Origin of the sequence: Streptomyces flavalbus, assembly GCF_042674625.1 — a bacterium.
Taxonomy (GTDB): Bacteria; Actinomycetota; Actinomycetes; order Streptomycetales; family Streptomycetaceae; genus Streptomyces; species Streptomyces flavalbus.
In genome coordinates, this window is record NZ_JBHTEB010000001.1 from 7,025,127 (window position 1) to 7,044,898 (window position 19,772).

The following is a 19,772-nucleotide window of genomic DNA, read 5'->3' on the forward strand; positions in this document are numbered from 1 at the left end:
CGCACACCGGCCGCCGGCCCCTGCGCCTCGCCGAGGGGGTGGGGAACGCCCGCGACCACACCACCGGCCCCACCCCCCGTCCGGCCCCGCCGCTACGGCACCGCGCGCTGCGTCTCGCCGCGACCGGCGCCCTCGGTGGAGTCACCGCCCTCACCCTGCGCGCGCCGCGTCGGGCGGTTCGTGGGGCGGCCGGGTAGGCCGAAGGCGGAGACCACGGCGCCCAGCGCCACCATGACCACGGGCACGACCAGCGCCGTGCGGTAGGCGTCCAGCACCGCGCCCGGTGAGCCGTCGCCACCGGCGGCGGCGACCCCGTACACAGCCGTGGCCGCGGAGATCCCGACCGCCGAGCCGAACTGGGTGAACGTGTAGAGCAGCCCCCCAGCGAGCCCCTGCTCCTCCTCGGCCACGCTGTCGGTCGCCGTGATGGAGAGGGGGCCGTAGGCGCAGGCGAAGGCGGCGCCCGCGATGAGCAGGCTCGGGAACATCGCCACGTACGGCCAGTCCAGGCCGACCGGCAGGAACAGTCCGTACGCCACGACCGCCAGCAGGAAGCCGCCGAGGATCACCCGGGCGTTGCCGTAGCGCCTGACCAGGCGCGGCGTCACGGTGGGCGCCAGCACGGCGTCGCAGCCCATGACGACCAGCGCGACCGCCGTCTGGAGGGACGACCAGCCGCGCAGTTCCTGGAGGTAGAGCGTGACGATGAACTGGAAGCCGAAGAACGCGCCCAGGAAGAGCAGCGCCCCCACGTTGGCCCGGACCAGCGCCGCCCTGCGGAAGATCCCCAGCCGCACCAGCGGTGCCGTGGCGCGCCGTTCGACCGCGACGAACACCGCCACCAGCGCGAGACCGGTGACGAGCACGCCGACGGTCAGCCCGAGCCCCTCACCGCCGTGTTCGAGGCGGACGATGCCGTAGGCGACCAGCAGCATCGCGGCGGCGACGGTGGCCGCGCCCAGGAGGTCGTAGCCGTGCCGGGCGGGCGCGGGGCGTGCCGTGGCCGGGACCAGCCGGAACGCGGCGAGCAGTATGGCGCCCGCCAGGACCACCGGGGCGAAGAACACCCACCGCCAGCCGAGTTCGGTCAGCGCCCCGCCCAGGACGAGTCCCGTGGAGAAGCCGCCCGCGCCGACCCCGGCGAACACCAGCAGGGCCTGCTCGCGCCGCGGCCCCTCCGGGTACGACGTGGTGATGATCGAGATCGCGGCGGGCGTCATGAACGCCGCCGCCACCCCGGTGACGAACCGCGCCACGACCAGCATCCAGCCGTTCGTCGCGAAGCCGCCCAGCATGGAGAAGACCAGGAAGACGCCGAGCCAGCCGAGGAACATCCGCCGCCTGCCCAGCAGGTCGGCCGCGCGCCCGCCGAGCAGCGTGAAACCGGCGTACCCGAGGACGTAGCCGCTCATCACCCAGGCCGCGGTGCCGGTGCCCAGACCCAGGTCGGCGCGGATGGTGGGGAGGGCGACGGCCAGCATGGCGACGTCGCTGCCCTCAAGGAAGATCGTGCCGCACAGGACGAGCAGCAGGGCCCAGGAGGCCCGTCCGCCACTGGGCTCCGCGGGGGTGGTGGACACGGGCGCGCTCCTCGAGATCGGTCAGCGCCTCACACGGTAACGGAGGTGGACGATCTTCGAGTTGAAGGTGCGGGTCTCCACCAGGTCGAGGTCCACCCGCCGCTCGTGCCGCGGGAAGTAGGGCGTACCGCCGCCGACCAGCACCGGGTAGACCATGACCCGGTACTCGTCGATCAGGTCCAGCTCGGCCGCCTGGTGGGCGAGGGTCGCGCCGCCGATCGCGATCTCGCCCTGCCCCGGCTCCTTCCGCAGCCGCTCGATCTCCTCCGCCAGGCCACCGGTGGCCAGCCGGGCGTTCTGCCGCACGCTGGACAGCGTCCTGGAGAACACCACCTTCGGCAGCGGGTTCCAGAGCGCGGTCCACTCCCGCTGGTCGTCGTCGAGGGCGGGGTCCTCGGCGGCGGTCTCCCAGAACAGCATCGTCTCGTACAGCCGCCGCCCCAGCAGATGGACGTCGACCCCGCGGATCTCCTCGATCCAGTGGCGGAACACGTCCTGGTCGGGCTCCGACCAGTCGAAGCTCCCGTCCGGCCCGACGATGTAGCCGTCGAGTGAGACGTTCATCGAATAGGTCACGCTGCGCATCAGACCTCCTCCTCGGCAACGGTCCGACAGTACGGCCTGTTCGCCGCACCCCGTATTGAAGTTGGCCGCGACGAGCCTCCGTCACCACCATTGCCGACGCCCACGGCCCTCGCTATGTTAATCGGAAATCACATCCGTGCGACGCGGCTCAGTGCGCGCCGATGGAGCAACAGCCATGCTCATGGCGGCATTTGAGACCCTCTGCCCCACCAGGGAAGCAGGTAAGTCAATGGAGAACCTCAGTAGGCGCAAGGCTCTTTCGCTCGGCGTGGCACTCGGCCTCGTGGGCGTGGCGACCCCGCGGGCGTGGGCGTCGACGGGCTCGGCGGCCACGGCCGCCGCCGGGACCGGCCCGGAGTGGATCTGGGACGACCTGGCGGATCCGCTGATGGTCAGGATGCTGGAGGGCGGGCACGTCCCGGCGATCAACAAGGCATGGGCGTCGTGGGTGAACAACAACGACCCGCTGCCCACCGGCCTGCCCGCCGACTTCACCGCGTACCTCCAGCAGGTGAACCGGCTGCCCTCCTGGGCCGACCAGGCCAAACTGGACCGCGCCGCCGACTTCAACCGGCGCCGGGACACCTACCTGTTCATGCTGTACGGCCTCGGCAGCGGCATCATGAGCACCGTCATCCCCCGCGAGGCCAAGAGCGTCTACTGGTCCGCGGGCGGCGCCGACATGCAGGACCGCGCGGCCAAGACGTTCACCTTCGGCTACGACCTGTCCGAGCTGGGCGCCTTCAAGCCGACGGGGCAGTTCGTCGTCACCGCCAACAAGACCCGCGTCGTGCACGCCACCGTGCGCCACCTGCTGCCGCGGTCACCGCACTGGCGGGCGGTCGCCGACGAGTCCGTCCCGATCAGCGCCGCCGACATCCTCGTCACCTTCCACAGCCTGGGCACCTACGTCCACCGCAAGCTGCTCGACTGGAAGATCCCGTACCCGGCCGCCGACCAGGAGGCGTTCCTGCACTCCTGGCAGGTCGCGATCCACCTGCTCGGGGTGCCGTACGAGCACATCCCGAAGACCTGGGCGGAGGCCGAGGCGCAGTCGGCGCGGGTGCTGACCCCGATCCTCACGCCGTCCACCGAGGGCATCGCCCTGGCCGAGGACCTCCTCGGCCTGACCGCGCAGGTCGACCTCGGCGTCACCCGCGGCTTCCTCAACGAGTTCGTGCGCTACGTCCTCAGCAACGAGGTCGGCGACTGGCTGGGCCTCAAGCGCGACTACGCGGCGGCGGCCCTGGTGCGCACGGCGTGGCCCGCGTTCATCCTCTTCCGCGAGGGCCTGTCGCCCGTCATGCCCGGCACCTTCTACATGTTCGACCAGTTCGTCCGGGCCCTGGCCATGCTGTTCCTCAACAAGGGCTCCTCCGGCACCACCACCCCCATCACCATTCCCACCGGCAACAGGGCGGCCTAGGGTCGTCAAGCCGTCGTCTCACAGGCCCAGCGCGGCCACCAGCAGGGCCGTCACGGCCTCGCGGTGGTCGGGGCGGTCCCGCCACCGCAGGGTGCGGCCCGCCTCGACCACCACCCCGAACCCGGCGTGCACCAGCACCCGGGCCTGCCGTGGGTCCAGCTCCGGGCGGGCCAGCCGCAACTGCTGCTCCCAGACCGCGATGTGCTCCCGTTGCGCCAGGACCACCGGCCGCCGCAGCCCGGTCGGCAGCCCCGCCAGCTCGGCCTCGGCGACGCTGTTCAGCTCGGTGTACTCGAAGCTGTACGCCACGTACGTCGCCGCCAGCGCGACCACGGCCTCGTGCGGGTCGGCCACCTCGCGCAGGCTCTGCTCCACGCCCTGCGCCAGCAGCCCCGCCGCCTGCAGGCAGGCCGCCGCCAGGATGTCGATCTTGCCGGGGTAGTGGCGGTACAGCGCGGACGGCGTCACGCCCACCGCCTCCGCGATCTGCCCGTTGGTGACGTTGGCGAACCCGTCGCGGGCGAACAGCGGGATGGCCGCCGCGAGGATCTCCGCGCGCCGGGTGCGCGGCACCGGCCGGGCGGGCAGCTCGACGGAGTGCGCGCCCGCACGGCCCGCCGCCGGGTCGGTCGCGGCCACCCGCAGCGCGGACGCCAGCAGCAGGTCCTCCGCCCGGCGCTGGGCGATGGAGGTGCGATGCATGGTGATGGACCCGATCGCGCCGAGCGCCGCGACGGCCCGCAACCGCCGGTCGGGCAGGGGCCGTTCCCGCTGCACCGCCTCGTCGACCCGTCCCACGAGACGGGCGAACCGCGTCCCCAGTCGGCGGCGGTCCGCCCCGTTCAGGTACCGCGCCTCCCACCGGTACACGCCCCCCGACGCCCGGTGGGCGAGGGTGACCCGGGTGACCGGGGTGAGCACGTCCGGCAGCGGCGCCCCGGGCGGCACCTCGTCGAGCGCGGCGACCAGCCGGTCCACCATGACCTGCGCGCACTCGGCGAACAGCGCGTACTTGTTGGGGAAGTGCCGGTACAGCGCCGCCGCTGTGATCCCCACCCCGGCGGCCACCTCCTCCATGGACGCCTTGTGGTACCCGCGCTCGCTGAAGACCCGACCGGCCGCGTCCACGATGTGCTGCCTGCGGTCGCGAGGCCGGGTGGCCGCGGTCGGATCACCGGTCGCGGTCGAGCGGGCGGACGGGGAGGCGGAGGCCATGCGGTCAGTCAATCACAGGCCGTCAGGGGCCGGGCCCCGTGATCAGACCCCGGGACACCGGCCCCGGTACCGCGGTTGCCGGTCAGCCGAAGGTGAGGACCGGCTTCACCACGCCGCCGTCCGCCATCGCGGCCACCGCCGCGCCGATCTCCTCGAACGGGAACGTGGTGACCAGCCGCTCCACCGGCAGCAGCCCGCGCCGGTGCAGCCCGACCAGCTCCGGGACGAAACGGCCCGGGTCGGAGTCCCCCTCGATCACCCCGTGCACCCGGACGCCCTTGGCGAGCAGCCCCATCACGTCGAACGTGACCTCACCGCCGAGCCCGAGGAGGGCCAGCGCGCCGCGCGGGCGCAGCGCGCCGACGGCCTGCCGGGCCACCTCCGGACGGCCGGTGGTCTCCACGACGTGGTGCGCCCCGCCGCCGGTCAGGTCCCGCACCGCCGCGACCAGCCCGTCGCCGGGGGCCAGGGCCGCCTTGGCGCCGAGTTCCACGGCCAGGGCGCGGCGGGAGGCGACCGGGTCGACGGCCACCACCGGGTCGCAGCCCACGGCCACCGCCGCAAGCAGCGCGCTCAGCCCGACCCCGCCCGCGCCCAGCACGACCAGCGAGCTGCCGGGCTGCGGACGCAGCCGGTTGAGCACCGTGCCCGCGCCGGTCTGCACCCCGCAGCCCAGCGGCGCCACGACCTCGGCAGGCAGGTCGCCGGGCACCTTGACCACCCCGCGCGCGTCGACCACGGCGTACGTCGCGAAGCTGGACTGGCCGAAGAAACCGGCGTGCAGCGCAGTGCCGTCGAGCGAGAGCGGGCTGCTGCCGTCGGCGCGGCCACCGGAGAGGTTCAGCGCCCGCGCCGCACGGCAGTAGGCCGGGTGGTCCGCCGCGCACTGGTCGCAGCCGCCGCAACTGGCGAAGGTGAGGCAGACGTGGTCCCCCGGCGCGAGGCCGGTCACCTCCGCCCCGACCGCCTCGACGCGCCCGGCGCCCTCGTGGCCGAAGACCATCGGGGTGAGATGCCGGGGCCAGGTCTCCCGCATCCCCAGGTCGGTGTGGCAGACGCCGACCGCGGCCAGCCGCACCAGCACCTCACGGGGCCGCGGGTCCTCAAGGTCCGCGTCCCGTACGGTGAACGGGGCGCCCGGCGCCTCGACGACCGCGGCACGGACGCGTCTCACGCGGCCTCTCCGGGAACGCGTTCGAGGTAGAAGTAGTAGAAGGGCCCCTCGGCCGGGATGCCCTTGCCGTTCATGATCCCCATCAGGGTCGTGTCGTCCACCTGCTTGAAGTGGTCGAAGACGGGTCGGCCGTCGTAGGCCATCGTGGCGGTCGTCTCCCCGCGGAACTCCACGTTCCACAGGCTCGCCTCGCCCTTGCCCAGCTCCACGTTGGAGTACAGCTCCCCGCCCGCCCCGCGGCACATCAGCGGCTTGGCGTCGTGCACGGAGACGAACGTCTTGCCGTACCAGTCCGACTTGGCCAGCTCGCCGTTGAGGGGATGGCCGGTCTGGAACTCGCCGCCCTTCCACTCGCCGAGTATCTCCTCGGCGCGGACGGTCGCCAGCGCCGCCCAGATCTCGTCCAGTTCGGCGGGATCGACCAGACCGTCCCGCTCCCGCAGCTCCTCGAAGCGGGCGCGGGCCTCGAACACGTCCATGCGGGGGTGTCCTCTCGTGGGAGCCGTCCCCGGGAGGGGAACGGCGTCAGGGTGAAGCCGGGGTGCGGGGGACCGGACCCCGGAGGGCGGCGTGCCGTGCCAGCGGCAGTGCCAGTTCGCCGGTGACCGCGCCGGGGTGGCCGACGGTGCTCAGGCCCAGCAGCACATGGCGTTCGGCGACCTCCTCGGCGGTGAGCGGGCCGTCCTCCCGGAACCAGTTGGCGACCCCCTGGCACATCACCAGCACCGAGCGCACCGCGTCGGCGGGGATCGGCGTGGTGAACACGCCCTGGGCGCGGCCCGCCTCGACCGTGTCGAGCAGCATGTGCTCCAGGTAGTCGCGCAGGGCCACGTAACGCGCCCGGTTCTGGGGCTCCAGGCTGCGTATCTCCGTGTCCAGGAAGGCCAGTTGCTGCCGGTGCGCCATGTACAGCACGATCGACTCGACCATGCCGCAGAACCGGGCCAGCGGATCGTCCCCGGCCTCCGCCGCCGCGGCCCGGCAGCGGTCCAGGACGTCCTTGATGGACGTCTCAAGGAGCGTGGCGAGCAGCGCCTGCTTGTTCTCGTAGTGGTAGTACAGCGCGGGCACCGTGACGCCGACCCGACCGGCGATGTCCCTGACCGAGGTGCCGTGGTAGCCGTGCTCGTTGAAGGCTTCCATGGCGCCCATCAGGATGGCGTGCAGTTCGAGCGGCTCGTAGGAGCGCCAGTGCTCCGCCGGTGGGGTGGTGTCCTGGCTCGGCGCGGTGTTCAAGGACTCTCCTCGGGACGGGCGGCGATCGGCGACATCGTACGGCGGTGCGTCCGGCCCGCCCCCTTCCGGATACTGAGCGATCGATCAGTCAGGCCCGGCATCCGGTGACCGACTCTCAGTAACTTTCCCGGTTATCGCTGACAAAAACAAGTCCAGCACGGGGAGTTGACCGACCGGCACCGCACTCCTACGTTTTAGCGAACGCTCAGTAATTCTCCGGTTGGCGGCGCCTGCGCCCGTCCCTCACCGAGAAGGGAACCCATGAGCCAGAACTCCACCGACCGTTCCGGCCACGCCGTGGCGGGACCGCTGGACGGCGTGCGAGTGATCGAGCTGGCGGGGATCGGTCCCGGACCGTTCGCCGCGATGCTCCTCGCCGACCTGGGCGCCGACGTGGTGCGCGTCGACCGCCCCGGCCGCCCACCGCTCGGCGGCGACCCCGCCCGCGACGTCACCAACCGCAACAAGCGCTCCGTCCTCGTCGACCTCAAGACACCCGAAGGACCGGACGCCGTCCGCGCGTTGGCGGCCCGCGCCGACATCCTCCTGGAGGGCTACCGGCCCGGCGTCGCGGAACGCCTCGGCGTCGGCCCCGAGCACTGCATGGCCGCCAACCCGGCCCTGGTGTACGGCCGGATGACCGGCTGGGGCCAGTACGGACCCCTCGCGACCGCCGCCGGGCACGACATCGGCTACATCGCCACCACCGGCGCCCTCTCCATGATCGGCACCGCGGACGGCCGCCCCGTCTTCCCCGTCAACCTCCTCGGTGACTACGCGGGCGGCTCCCTCTACCTCACCACCGGCGTCCTCGCGGCACTGCTCACCGCCCGCGCCACCGGCCGCGGCCAGGTCGTGGACGCCGCCATCGTGGACGGCACCGCGCACCTCACCGCCATGTTCTGGGGAATGCTCGCCGAGGGCACCTGGCGGGACGCCCGCGGCCACAACCTGCTCGACGGCGGCTGCCCCTACTACGCCGTCTACGAGACCGCCGACGGCGGCTGGATGGCGGTCGGCGCCCTGGAACCGCGGTTCTACGCCGAGTTCGTCGACCTGCTCGGCCTGGACGCCGCGCACCTGCCCGACCGCGCCGACCCGCGCGACTGGCCCGAGCTGCGCGCCCTGTTCACCGCCCGGTTCAAGACCGCCACCCGCGCCGAGTGGACGGCCCGCTTCGAGGGCACGGACGCGTGCGTCGCGCCCGTCCTCTCCCTGCGCGAGGCATCCGCCCACGGCCACCTGACCGAGCGCGGCACCTACACCGAGGCGTACGGCGTCACCCAGCCCGCTCCCGCCCCCCGCTTCTCCGACACCCCCGGCACCCTCCGGCGCCCGCCCGCCGTCCCCGGCGCCCACACCCCCGACGTGGCCCGCGACTGGGACGTACCCGAACTGCTGAAGGACCCCCGCTGATGGAACTGTCCTCACCCCTGACCTACGCGGCCGACCCACGCGCCGCCGCGGACCAGGCCGCCGCCCTGGAGTCCGCGGGGCTCGACGCCGTCTGGGTGGCGGAGGCGTACGGCTTCGACTCCCCGACGGTCATGGGATACCTCGCCGCGAAGACCGAGCGGATGCGGATCGGCTCCGCCATCCTCAACGTCTACTCCCGCACCCCCGCCCTCATCGCCCAGACCGCCGCCGGACTCGACGCGCTCACCGGGGGCCGCGCCCTGCTCGGCGTCGGCGCCTCCGGCCCGCAGGTCGTCGAGGGCTGGCACGGCCGCCGCTACGACCGCCCGCTGGGCCGCACCCGCGAGGTGATCGAGCTGTCCCGGCGGATCTGGCGCCGCGAGGTCATCGAACACCACGGCATCACCGACCTGCCGCTGCCCCCGGACAAGGGTGGCACCCTCGGCAAACCGCTGAAGCTGCTGAACCACCCCGTCCGCGACACCATCCCGGTGTACGTCGCCGCGCTCGGCCCCGCCAACGTCCGCATGACCGCCGAACTCGCGGACGGCTGGCTGCCGTTCCTGTACGTCCCCGAGCACTCCGCCAAGGTCTGGGGCGACGCCCTCGCCGAGGGCACCGCACGGCGCGACCCGGCGCTCGGCCCGCTGTCCGTCGTCGCCGGGGGACCGCTCGCCATCGGCGACGGCGCCGAGGCCGCCCGCGACCTGATGCGGCCCACCGTCGCCCTGTACGTCGGCGGCATGGGCGCGCCCGGCCGGAACTTCTACCACGACCTGGTCCGCTCCTACGGCTACGAGGCCGAGGCCGCCGCCATCCAGGAGCACTACCTCGCGGGCCGCAAGAAGGACGCGGAGGCCGCCGTACCCGCCGAACTCCTCGAACAGCTCTGCCTGGCGGGCCCCGAGGGCTACGTCCGCGACCGCGTCGAGGTGTTCCGCGAGGCGGGCGTGACCATGCTCAACATCACCCCCGTAGGACCCGAGCCCGCCCGGCTGACCGAACGCGTGAGGAGCTGGCTGTGACCCTGCCCCGAGAGCTGTACGGCCCCGAGCACGAGGCGTTCCGCGAGACCGTGCGGACCTTCCTCGCCAAGGAGGTGCTCCCGCACCACGACCGGTGGGAGAAGGACGGCGTCGTCGACCGCGAGGTGTGGCGCTCCGCGGGCCGCCAGGGCCTGCTGGGCATGGCCGTCGACGAGGAGTACGGCGGCGGGGGCACCGACGACTTCCGCTACAGCGCCGTCCTCATCGAGGAGTTCGCCCGCGCGGGCGCCTCCGGACTCGCCCTGAGTCTGCACAACGACATCGTCGGCCCCTACCTGACCCGCCTCGCCACCGAGGAGCAGAAGCGGCGCTGGCTGCCCGGGTTCACCTCCGGCGACCTGGTCACCGCCATCGCCATGACGGAACCCGGCGCGGGCTCCGACCTCCAGGGCATCCGCACCACCGCCACCGACGAGGGCGACCACTACCTGCTCAACGGCTCCAAGACGTTCATCTCCAACGGCGTCCTCGCGGACCTGGTGATCGTCGTCGCCCGCACCACCCCCGAGGGCGGCAGCGGCGGGCAGAGCCTGCTGGTCGTCGAGCGCGGCGCCGCGGGCTTCGAGCGGGGCCGCAACCTCGACAAGATCGGCCAGAAGGCCCAGGACACCGCCGAGCTGTTCTTCCACGACGTGCGCGTGCCCAAGGAGAACCTGCTGGGCGAGGAGAACCAGGCGTTCACCTACCTCATGGGCAACCTCGCCCAGGAACGGCTGGCCATCGGGGTCGGCGCCGCCGCCGCGGCCGAGGAGATCCTGGACGTCACCACCGGCCACGTGAAGGAGCGCGAGGCGTTCGGCCGACCGCTGGCGCGGCTCCAGCACGTCCGCTTCGAGATCGCGGAGATGGCCACCGAGACCGCCGTCACGCGTACCTTCGTGGACCGCTGCGTCACCGAGCACAGCCGCGGCCAGCTCGACCCGGTGCACGCCTCCATGGCCAAGTGGTGGGCCACCGAACTCCAGAAGCGCGTCGCGGACCGCTGTCTGCAACTCCACGGCGGCTACGGCTACATGAGCGAGTACCGGGTCGCCCGCGCGTTCCTCGACGGCCGGGTCCAGACCATCTACGGCGGCACCACCGAGATCATGAAGGAGATCATCGGCCGCTCACTGCTGCGCTGAACCCCGGCTGACATACCGCTGTCCTCCCGCAGACCCGACCTGGAAGGCACCCCAAGGTGAGCACCGAAGCGTACGTGTACGACGCGATCCGCACCCCGCGCGGACGCGGCAAGGCGAGCGGCGCCCTGCACGGCACCAAGCCGATCGACCTGGTCGTCGGCCTCATCCACGAGACCCTCCGCCGCTTCCCTGGCCTCGACCCGGCGGCGATCGACGACATCGTGCTCGGCGTCGTCGGCCCGGTGGGCGACCAGGGCTCCGACATCGCGCGGATCGCCGCCATCGCCGCCGGACTGCCGGACACGGTGGCGGGCGTGCAGGAGAACCGCTTCTGTGCCTCGGGCCTCGAAGCCGTCAACCTGGCCGCCATGAAGGTCCGTTCCGGCTGGGAGGACCTCGTCCTCGCGGGCGGCGTGGAGTCCATGTCCCGCGTCCCGATGGGCAGCGACGGCGGCGCCTGGGCCCTCGACCCCGCCACCAGCCACGCCACGAACTTCGTCCCGCAGGGCATCGGCGCCGACCTGATCGCCACCATCGAGGGCTTCTCGCGCCGGGACGTGGACGAGTACGCGGCGCTGTCCCAGGAGCGGGCGGCCACGGCGTGGAAGGAGGGCCGCTTCGAGCGCTCCGTCGTGCCGGTCAGGGACCGCAACGGCCTGGTCGTCCTCGACCACGACGAGCACCTGCGCCCCGGCACCACCGCCGACTCCCTCGCCAAGCTGAAGCCGTCGTTCGCGGACATCGGCGACCTCGGCGGCTTCGACGCGGTCGCGCTCCAGAAGTACCACTGGGTGGAGAAGATCGACCACGTCCACCACGCGGGCAACTCCTCCGGCATCGTCGACGGCGCGGCGCTGGTCGCCATCGGCACGAAGGAGACCGGCGAGCGCCACGGCCTCACCCCGCGCGCCCGGATCGTCTCCGCCGCCGTCTCCGGAGCGGACCCCACCATCATGCTCACCGGCCCCGCGCCCGCCACCCGCAAGGCGCTCGCCAAGGCGGGCCTGACCATCGACGACATCGACCTGGTCGAGATCAACGAGGCGTTCGCGGCGGTCGTCCTGCGCTTCGTGAAGGACATGGGCCTGCCGTTGGACAAGGTCAACGTCAACGGCGGCGCGATCGCGATGGGCCACCCCCTCGGCGCGACCGGCGCGATGATCCTCGGCACCCTCGTCGACGAACTGGAGCGCCGCGACCTCCGGTACGGGCTGGCCACCCTGTGCGTGGGCGGCGGCATGGGCATCGCCACGGTCGTCGAACGCGTCTGACCCCTCCCGACGGAAGACCGACGGAAGACCAGGAGCAGTCACCTCATGAGCACCGAGTCCACCACCATCCGCTGGGAGCAGGACGACACCGGCGTCGTCACCCTCGTCCTCGACGACCCCGCCCAGGCCGTCAACACCATGAACGCCGCGTTCATCGACTCGCTGGACGCCGTCGCGGCACGGCTGACGGAACACCGGGACGCCATCCGGGGTGTCATCGTCACCTCCGCCAAGAAGAGCTTCTTCGCGGGCGGCGACCTGCGCGACCTGATCTCCGTCACGCCGGAGACCGCGCAGGCGTCCTACGACGCCGGGATGCGCGTCAAGCGCTCGCTGCGGGTGCTGGAGACGCTGGGCAGGCCGGTCGTCGCCGCGATCAACGGCGCGGCCCTCGGCGGCGGTTACGAGATCGCCCTCGCCTGCCACCACCGGGTGGCGCTGGACGGCCCGGCCACCCGCGTCGGCCTTCCCGAGGTCACCCTGGGGCTGCTGCCGGGCGGCGGCGGGGTCACCCGCACGGTCCGGATGTTCGGGGTGGCCGACGCCCTGCGGAAGGTCCTCCTGGAGGGCACCCAGTACGGCGCCGCCCGCGCCCTGGAGGCCGGTCTGGTCGACGAACTGGCCGCCGACCCGGCCGAACTCCTCGCCCGTGCGCGGGCGTTCGTCGACGCCCACCCCGAGTCGCAGCAGCCCTGGGACCGGCCCGGCTACCGCATCCCCGGCGGCACCCCCGCGGACCCGAAGCTCGCCGCGCACCTCCCCGCCTTCACCGCGCTGCTGAAGAAGAGGACGGGCGGCGCCCCGCACCCCGCCCCGCGCAACGTCCTCGCCGCCGCGGTGGAGAGCGCCCAGGTCGACGTGGAGACGGCGTTCGCCATCGAGGCCAGGTACCTGACGGAACTGGTGACCGGGCAGGTCACCAAGAACATGATCCAGGCGTTCTTCTTCGACCTCCAGGCGGTCAACTCCGGTGCCAACCGGCCCCAGGGCGTCGAGCCGCGCAAGGTCCGCAAGGTCGCCGTCCTCGGCGCGGGGATGATGGGCGCGGGGATCGCCTACTCGTGCGCCCGCGCGGGCATCGACGTCGTGCTGAAGGACGTGTCGCTGGAGTCGGCCCTCAAGGGCAAGGGCTACTCGGAGAAGCTGTGCGCGAAGGCGGTCTCCCGGGGCCGTACGACCCAGGAGAAGGCCGACGCGCTGCTCGCCCGCATCACGCCGACCGCGGAGGCGGCCGACCTCGCGGGCTGTGACGCGGTGATCGAGGCCGTCTTCGAGGACACCGCCCTCAAGCACAAGGTGTTCCAGGAGATCCAGCACATGGTCGCCCCCGACGCGCTGCTGTGCTCCAACACCTCCACCCTGCCCATCACCACCCTCGCCGAGGGCGTGGAGCGCCAGGCCGACTTCATCGGGCTGCACTTCTTCTCACCCGTCGACAAGATGCCCCTCGTCGAGATCATCAAGGGCGAGCGCACCGGCGACGAGGCGCTGGCGCGCGCCTTCGACCTGGTCCGGCAGATCAACAAGACGCCGATCGTCGTCAACGACTCGCGCGGGTTCTTCACCTCCCGCGTCATCGGCCACTTCATCAACGAGGGCGTCGCCATGGTCGGGGAGGGCATCGAACCGGCCTCCGTCGAACAGGCGGCGGCCCAGGCGGGCTACCCCGCGAAGGTCCTCTCCCTGATGGACGAACTCACCCTCACCCTCCCGCGCGCCATCCGCGAGGAGACCCGCCGCGCGGTCGAGGCGGCGGGCGGCACCTGGGAGCCGCACCCCGCGGACGCCGTGGTCGACCGCATGATCGACGAGTTCGGCCGGACCGGGCGCTCCGCTGGCGCGGGCTTCTACGACTACGTCGACGGCAGCCGCGTCGGGCTCTGGCCGGGCCTGCGCGAGCAGTTCACCGACCCCGGACGGCAGCCCGCCGACCTGACCGAGCTGACGGAGCGGATGCTCTTCGTCGAGGCCCTCGACACCGTCCGGCTGCTGGAGGAGGGCGTGCTCACGTCGGTCGCGGACGCCAACATCGGCTCCATCTTCGGCATCGGATTCCCCGGCTGGACCGGCGGCGTCCTCCAGTACGTCAACGGCTACGACGGCGGCCTGCCCGGCTTCGTCGCCCGCGCCCGGGAACTGGCCGACCGCCACGGCGACCGGTTCACGCCGCCCGCGCTGCTGCTGGCGATGGCCGAGAAGGGCGAGACCTTCACCGACCCACCCCGCGTCTGACCCCCGGTCTCCCAGAGGAGACGTCCCCTCCGACCCACAAGGAGGCCCCGATGACCTCGGCACCCCGCACCACCGTCGACCTGCCCGACGACCCGGTCGAACGGACCCTGCCGCACCTGCTGGCCCGCAACGCCGACGCCCACCCAGAACTCCCGGCGCTGTCCTGGCAGTCGGCGGAGCCGGGCGGCGACTGGGTGACGCTCAGCTGGGCGGAGGTCCACGAGCGCACCCGCAGCCTCGCCGCCGGGTACCGGTCCCTCGGCGTCGGCCGCGGCGACCACGTGCTGATGATGATGTCCAACCGGCCCGAGCACTGGCTGACGGACCTGGCACTGGTCCGCCTCGGCGCGGTCCCGGTCAGCGTCTACGGCACCTCGGCGCCCGAGCAGATCACCCACATCGCCCGCAACTGCCGCGCCCGCCTCGCCGTCGTGGAGGGGGCGGCCCAGGTGGCGGTGTGGGAGCCGCTGCTCACCGACGCCGACACCCCGCTGGAGCGGCTCGTGGTGGCCGAACCGGAGCCGGGACAGGCCCACGTCCCGTACGCCGACCTGCCGCACGCGCCGGTGCCCGAGGGGTTCGCGAAGGAGCTGGACGCCGCGCGCCCCGACGACCCGCTGACCGTCGTCTACACCTCGGGCACCACCGGGGAGCCCAAGGGCGTCGTCCTCACCCACCGCCAGGTGATGTCCAACGCGCTGGCGCTGGACGCCGTGGTGGAGCTGCCCCCGCACGCCGAGCACATCTGCTACCTGCCGTTCGCGCACATCGCGGAGCGGATGCTGGGCATCTACCTGCCCTGCCACCGCGCCGCGCACGTCTACCTCTGCGCCGACCCGACCCGGGTCGGCGAGGTGGTGCGCAAGGTGCGACCCGCGCAGTTCTTCGGGGTGCCGAGGATCTGGGAGAAGCTGTCCGCCGCCGTACGGGCCGTGCTGTCGCTGATGCCCGCCGAGCAGCGGGCCGTCATCGACGGGGCGTTCGAGGTCGCCCGAGAGCACGTCGGGTACCGGGAGCGGGGCGAGGAGCCGCCCGCCGACCTGGCGGAGCGCTACGCCAGGGTCCGCGAGGACGTCCTGCTGCCGATGCTGGCGGCGGGCGGTCTGGACCGGGTGACGTGGGCGGCGAGCGCGTCGGCGCCGATGCCGGGCGAGGTGGTGCGGTTCTGGGCCGGTTTCGGGATCGCCGTCATGGACGCCTGGGGGCTGACCGAGACCACCGGCGTGGCCACCAGCAACAGCCCGAAGACCGGTTTCCGGCTCGGCTCGGTGGGGCGTGCGGTGGGCACCGTGGAACTCCGCATCGCTGACGACGGCGAGATCCTGGTCCGGGGGCCGTCCGTCTTCTCCGGCTACCTCCAGCCGGACGGCTCGGTACGGCCCGCGGTGGACGCCGACGGCTGGCTGGCCACCGGCGACATCGGCCGGATCGACGACGACGGCTACCTCTGGCTCACCGACCGCAAGAAGGAGATGATCATCACCTCGACGGGGAAGAACGTCTCCCCGGCGCTGGTGGAGAACGCCCTCAAGGAGCACCCGCTGATCGGCCAGGCGATGGTGCACGGCGACCACCACTCCTACCTGGTCGCCCTGCTGGTGCTGGACGCGGAGGCCGCCCCCGCCTGGGCCGCGGCCAACGGCGTCGGGGCCGAGGGGCTGGCGGCCCTGGCCGCGCACCCCACCGTCCGGGCCGAGGTGGACCGCGCCGTGGCCGCCGCCAACGCCCGCCTCAACCGCACCGAGCAGGTCAAGCGGTACGAGCTGCTCGCCGAGGAGTGGGGCCCGGCGACGGGCGAGCTGACGCCGTCGCTGAAGATGCGCCGCCGGGTCATCCGCGACAAGTACGGCGCCGCACTGGCCGCGCTCTACGGCGAGTGAGCGCGCCCGCGCCCCGGACGGCCGTGGCCGCCAGCCCCGTACGAGGGTGGCGGCCACGGCCGTTTCACGCGGACGGGACCCTCACAGGCCGTACGTCTTGCCGATGACGTCCCGCTGGATCTCGCTGGTGCCGCCGTAGACCGTGGAGACGACCGCGGCCCGCAGGTGGCGCTCCATGTCGAACTCCGTGGTGTAGCCGTAGCCGCCCATCATCTGCATCCCCTCCAGGGCGGTCCGCTTGGCGACCTCGGTGGCCTTCAGCTTGGCCATCGACGCCTCGCGCGGGAACAACTGGTCCGGGTGCGCGTCGCAGTCGAGGGCCACCTCCCGCACCAGCAGCCGGGTGCACTCGATCTCGGTGGCGAGGTCGGCGATCCGGTGCCGCAGCGCCTGGAAGGAGCCGACGGGCCGCCCGAACTGCTCCCGGGAGCGGACGTAGGAGACGGCGTCGTCGAAGGCGCGGCGCGCCAGGCCCAGCATGTTGGCGGCGAGGAAGAGCCGCTCGTGGTTGAGCCCGGCCATCAACTGCCGCCAGCCGTTGTCGACCTGGCCGACGACGGCGTCCGCGGGCAGCCGCACACCGGAGAGGAAGACGTCGTTGACCTCCCGGCCCGCCATGGTCTCGATGCCTCGTATCTCCATCCCCGGGGTGTCGGTGGGCAGGTGGAACATGGTCAGCCCGCCGTGCTTGTCCTCGCCGGTGCGGGCCACCAGCAGGATGCTCCGGGCGCAGTGCGCGTTGGAGATCCACGTCTTCTGGCCGTCGATCACCCAGGTGCCGTCCCGCTCCCGCCGGGCCCGGCAGCGCAGCGCGCCCACGTCCGACCCGGCACCGGGCTCCGACATGGCGATGGCGAGGACGTCGCCGCGCACGGCGCCGCCGAGCACCTCGCTCCGCTGCCGTTCGGTGCCGAAACCCTCGTACGCCTTCGCGGCGATGACGGTGGTGACGAAGCCGCCGCACGGGACCATGCCGTAGGACGTCTCCTCCAGGAACAGACAGGCGTCGGCGAGTCCGCCGCCCGCGCCGCCGTACTCCTCGGGCAGGCACACCCCGAGCCAGCCCAGCTCGGCCAGCCTGCCGTACAGCTCGGGGCTGTGCGCCGTCCGGCCGCCCTCGGTGAGCGCGTCCCGCTGCTCGCGGGTGCCGCACTCGCGCTTGGCGAAGTCACGCACGGCCGAGACGAAGTCGGCCTGCTCTTCGGTGAGACGACTGCCCATCAGGTCCTCCGGTGTCCACTGCGACAGCGAGATACATAGTTATGCTATATGTATCAAGGTATCTGGGCGATGGCGTGGCGGTATCGTGAGGAACACCATGAGCACTGACACGAACGCCGCGTGGCTCGCCCGTGCCCTCGCGCAGCCGGAGCCGGACGACCCGGTGGCCCGCCGGATCCTCGACGCGGCCCTGGAGCAGTTCACGCTGCTCGGCCTGCGCCGCTCCTCCGTGGACGACGTCGCCAAACGGGCCGGTGTCTCCCGGGTCACCGTCTACCGGCGCTTCCAGAGCAAGGACAAGCTCGTCGAGGACACGCTGCTGCGCGAGCTGAGCCGGTTCTTCCAGCGGCTCGACAGCGCGGTGGCGGGGCTGCCGACCATGGGGGAGCGGATCGTCGAGGGGTTCGTGGTCGCCCTGCGCCACACCCGCGCCCATCCGCTCTTCGGCGGGCTGCTGCGCCTGGAACCGGAGCTGGTGCTGCCCTATCTGACGGTGCAGGGCGGCTCCTCGCTCTCCGCCACCGTCGAGTACCTGACGGGGCATCTGCGCCGCGCGCAGCAGGCCGAGGGCCGTCCCGGTGACGACCCGCGCCCGGTCGCCGAGCTGATGGTGCGGGTCGCGGTGTCCTTCCTGCTCAACCCCGTGAGCTGTGTCGAGATGGACGACGACGACCAGGCCCGCGCCTTCGCCCGCCGCTACCTCGCCCCGCTCCTCGACGCCTGACCGGCGGTTCAGCGGCCTGTTCAGCGGCGCCGGTGCAGCGCGCGGGCCAGCCGTACCGCGCGCTCCCGGGTGGCGGCCGGGACCGCGAAGGAGGTCAGCGCGAGCGGCGGGGTGAACCGCTGCACGGTCACCGACTGCACGGAGGTGAAGGCGCGCAGCCCCTCCGCGCCGTGGATGCGCCCGAACCCGGAGTCCCGTGAACCGCCGAACGGCAGCGCGGGCACGGCGGCGAAGCCGAGCACCGAGTTCACCGACACCGCACCGGCGCGCAGCCGCGCCGCGATCGCCGCACCGGCACGCCCGCTCCGGCAGAACACCGCCGCCCCCAGGGCGTAGCGGGAGGCGTTGGCCCGCTCCACCGCCTCGTCCACGTCGGCCACCGCGTTGACCGCCACGACCGGCCCGAAGGTCTCCTCCGTCATCGCCGCCGCGTCCTCCGGGACGTCGGTCAGCACGACGGGCGCGACAAACGGGGCGCGCACCGACTCCGCGCCGCCCACCAGCGCCCGCGCGCCCGCCGCGAGCGCCCCCGACACATGCCGCTCGACGACGTCGACCTGTCCCGCCAGCGTCATCGGCCCGTAGGGCGCGTCCGCGTCGGCACCGGGGCGCAGCTTCTCCGCCCGCTCGGCCACCCGCTGGCACAGCGCCTCGTGGATCTCCCGCACCGCGTACACGCGCTCCACGCCCGCGCAGGTCTGCCCGGCGTTGCTGAGCGCCCCCCACACGATGGCGTCGGCGGCGGCGTCCAGGTCGGCGTCCGCCGTGACGATGACCGCGTCCTTGCCGCCGCACTCCGCGAGGAACGGCGTCAGCGTCTCCGCGCACACCGCCATCACCTTGCGCGCCGTCCCCGGCGACCCGGTGAACGCCAGCTTGTCCACCCCGGACCTGGCCAGCGCCTCCCCGGTGGACGCCGGTCCGGTGACGGTGGCGAGCAGCCCGGCGTGTCCGGGCACGGCGGCGTCGAAGAGTTCGGCCAGCAGCACGCCGGTGCCGGGGGTCAGCTCGGACGGCTTGAAGACCACGGCGTTCCCGGCGGCCAGGGCGTAACCGATGGAGCCCATCGGCGTGTAGAGGGGGTAGTTCCACGGCCCGATCACCCCGACGACCCCGACCGGCCGGTGCACCAGCGAGGCCCGCTGGTGGGCGGCGAACAGCCCGGCGCCCACCCGGCGCCGCCGCAGCACCCGGTCGGCGTTGCGGGCGGCCCAGGCCAGGTGCTCCAGCGTGAGGACGACCTCCAGGGCGGCGTCACCGGACGGCTTCCCGGTCTCCTCCGCGATGGTGCGGGCCACCGTGTCCAGTTCGGTGGCGAGCGCCTTCTTCCACCGCAGCAACCGGTCCCGGCGCCGGGAGGCGGGCAGCGCCGCCCAGCCCTCCTGGACGGTACGGCCCCGGGAGACGGCGTCGGCGACCTCCGCCGCCCCGGCCACCGGGTGTTCGGCGACCGGCTCACCGGTCGCGGGGGAGTACGTCGTGAAGACCTCGGCACGGGGCGCGGCGGTCGGGGCGGTGTCGGTCATCCGGTCTCCTGAGTCGATGATACTGAATCTATTGAGTTGTTTCATCAAGCGTCAACACCTGTGACGGAGGGGGGAGTTCAAGGGGGGATTTCCGCAATCTCAGAGACCTCTGATCC

General features: G+C 72.9%; 16 protein-coding genes. 8 read left to right on the top strand and 8 right to left on the bottom strand.

The window, feature by feature from the left end:
* Window positions 1-92 precede the first annotated feature (92 nt).
* Together ACFQZ6_RS31345 and ACFQZ6_RS31350 are read right to left on the bottom strand one after the other, a co-directional pair.
* Window positions 93-1,580: an MFS transporter gene (locus tag ACFQZ6_RS31345; RefSeq protein WP_381615922.1), complete on the bottom strand. Its 1,488-nt coding sequence runs from the start codon at window positions 1,578-1,580 to the stop codon at window positions 93-95.
* Between the two features lie 21 nt (window positions 1,581-1,601).
* Window positions 1,602-2,165: a dihydrofolate reductase family protein gene (locus ACFQZ6_RS31350; protein ID WP_381615925.1), complete on the bottom strand. Its 564-nt coding sequence runs from the start codon at window positions 2,163-2,165 to the stop codon at window positions 1,602-1,604.
* A 229-nt stretch (window positions 2,166-2,394) separates the two neighbouring features.
* Between ACFQZ6_RS31350 and ACFQZ6_RS31355 the strand changes: the two genes are divergently transcribed.
* On the top strand, window positions 2,395-3,591 hold the full coding sequence (locus ACFQZ6_RS31355) for an oxygenase MpaB family protein (RefSeq protein WP_381615928.1): 1,197 nt from the start codon (window positions 2,395-2,397) through the stop codon (window positions 3,589-3,591).
* An 18-nt stretch (window positions 3,592-3,609) separates the two neighbouring features.
* Here the strand turns inward: ACFQZ6_RS31355 and ACFQZ6_RS31360 are convergent, their stop codons facing one another.
* The 4 genes from ACFQZ6_RS31360 to ACFQZ6_RS31375 all read right to left on the bottom strand — a co-directional run bounded on the left by ACFQZ6_RS31360 (window position 3,610) and on the right by ACFQZ6_RS31375 (window position 7,216).
* Complete coding sequence (locus ACFQZ6_RS31360; RefSeq protein WP_381615931.1) at window positions 3,610-4,806, bottom strand: TetR/AcrR family transcriptional regulator; 1,197 nt, start codon at window positions 4,804-4,806, stop codon at window positions 3,610-3,612.
* Window positions 4,807-4,888: 82 nt separating this feature from the next.
* Entirely contained in the window at window positions 4,889-5,980 is a 1,092-nt protein-coding gene (locus ACFQZ6_RS31365) for an NAD(P)-dependent alcohol dehydrogenase (RefSeq protein ID WP_381615933.1), read from the bottom strand.
* Window positions 5,977-6,459 (bottom strand): DUF4334 domain-containing protein, encoded by a 483-nt coding sequence (locus tag ACFQZ6_RS31370; protein ID WP_381615936.1) that lies wholly within the window; start codon window positions 6,457-6,459, stop codon window positions 5,977-5,979. The genes ACFQZ6_RS31365 and ACFQZ6_RS31370 overlap by 4 nt, the downstream gene beginning before the upstream one ends.
* A gap of 46 nt (window positions 6,460-6,505) precedes the next feature.
* On the bottom strand, window positions 6,506-7,216 hold the full coding sequence (locus ACFQZ6_RS31375; protein ID WP_381615939.1) for a TetR/AcrR family transcriptional regulator: 711 nt from the start codon (window positions 7,214-7,216) through the stop codon (window positions 6,506-6,508).
* Between the two features lie 261 nt (window positions 7,217-7,477).
* On the opposite strand from ACFQZ6_RS31375, the gene ACFQZ6_RS31380 reads away from it, so the two are divergent.
* Genes ACFQZ6_RS31380 through ACFQZ6_RS31405 form a run of 6 tightly spaced genes read left to right on the top strand, consistent with a single transcriptional unit; the run spans window position 7,478 to window position 16,185 of the window.
* A complete protein-coding gene (locus tag ACFQZ6_RS31380; RefSeq protein WP_381615942.1) occupies window positions 7,478-8,632 on the top strand; it encodes a CaiB/BaiF CoA transferase family protein in 1,155 nt (384 codons plus the stop codon).
* On the top strand, window positions 8,632-9,657 hold the full coding sequence (locus tag ACFQZ6_RS31385; protein WP_381615945.1) for an LLM class F420-dependent oxidoreductase: 1,026 nt from the start codon (window positions 8,632-8,634) through the stop codon (window positions 9,655-9,657). Before ACFQZ6_RS31380 ends, ACFQZ6_RS31385 begins: the two co-directional genes overlap by 1 nt.
* Window positions 9,654-10,802 (top strand): acyl-CoA dehydrogenase family protein, encoded by a 1,149-nt coding sequence (locus ACFQZ6_RS31390; protein ID WP_381615948.1) that lies wholly within the window; start codon window positions 9,654-9,656, stop codon window positions 10,800-10,802. The genes ACFQZ6_RS31385 and ACFQZ6_RS31390 overlap by 4 nt, the downstream gene beginning before the upstream one ends.
* Window positions 10,803-10,858: 56 nt before the next feature.
* Window positions 10,859-12,073: an acetyl-CoA C-acetyltransferase gene (locus tag ACFQZ6_RS31395; protein ID WP_381615951.1), complete on the top strand. Its 1,215-nt coding sequence runs from the start codon at window positions 10,859-10,861 to the stop codon at window positions 12,071-12,073.
* 45 nt (window positions 12,074-12,118) lie between these two features.
* A complete protein-coding gene (locus ACFQZ6_RS31400) occupies window positions 12,119-14,305 on the top strand; it encodes a 3-hydroxyacyl-CoA dehydrogenase NAD-binding domain-containing protein (protein WP_381615954.1) in 2,187 nt (728 codons plus the stop codon).
* Window positions 14,306-14,355: 50 nt separating this feature from the next.
* The gene (locus ACFQZ6_RS31405; RefSeq protein ID WP_381615956.1) at window positions 14,356-16,185 is read left to right on the top strand and encodes an AMP-dependent synthetase/ligase; all 1,830 of its coding nucleotides are present in this window, start codon (window positions 14,356-14,358) and stop codon (window positions 16,183-16,185) included.
* An 81-nt stretch (window positions 16,186-16,266) separates the two neighbouring features.
* On the opposite strand, the gene ACFQZ6_RS31410 is transcribed toward ACFQZ6_RS31405, so the two are convergent.
* Window positions 16,267-17,406: an acyl-CoA dehydrogenase family protein gene (locus ACFQZ6_RS31410; protein ID WP_381615959.1), complete on the bottom strand. Its 1,140-nt coding sequence runs from the start codon at window positions 17,404-17,406 to the stop codon at window positions 16,267-16,269.
* Window positions 17,407-17,503: 97 nt separating this feature from the next.
* Here ACFQZ6_RS31410 and ACFQZ6_RS31415 point away from each other — a divergent pair, with 97 nt between their 5' ends.
* Window positions 17,504-18,130 (top strand): TetR/AcrR family transcriptional regulator, encoded by a 627-nt coding sequence (locus ACFQZ6_RS31415; RefSeq protein WP_381615962.1) that lies wholly within the window; start codon window positions 17,504-17,506, stop codon window positions 18,128-18,130.
* Between the two features lie 20 nt (window positions 18,131-18,150).
* Here ACFQZ6_RS31415 and ACFQZ6_RS31420 read toward each other — a convergent pair whose 3' ends face one another.
* Window positions 18,151-19,656, bottom strand: a complete 1,506-nt coding sequence (locus ACFQZ6_RS31420) for an aldehyde dehydrogenase family protein (protein ID WP_381615965.1) — start codon at window positions 19,654-19,656, stop codon at window positions 18,151-18,153.
* Between the last annotated feature and the right edge of the window lie 116 nt (window positions 19,657-19,772).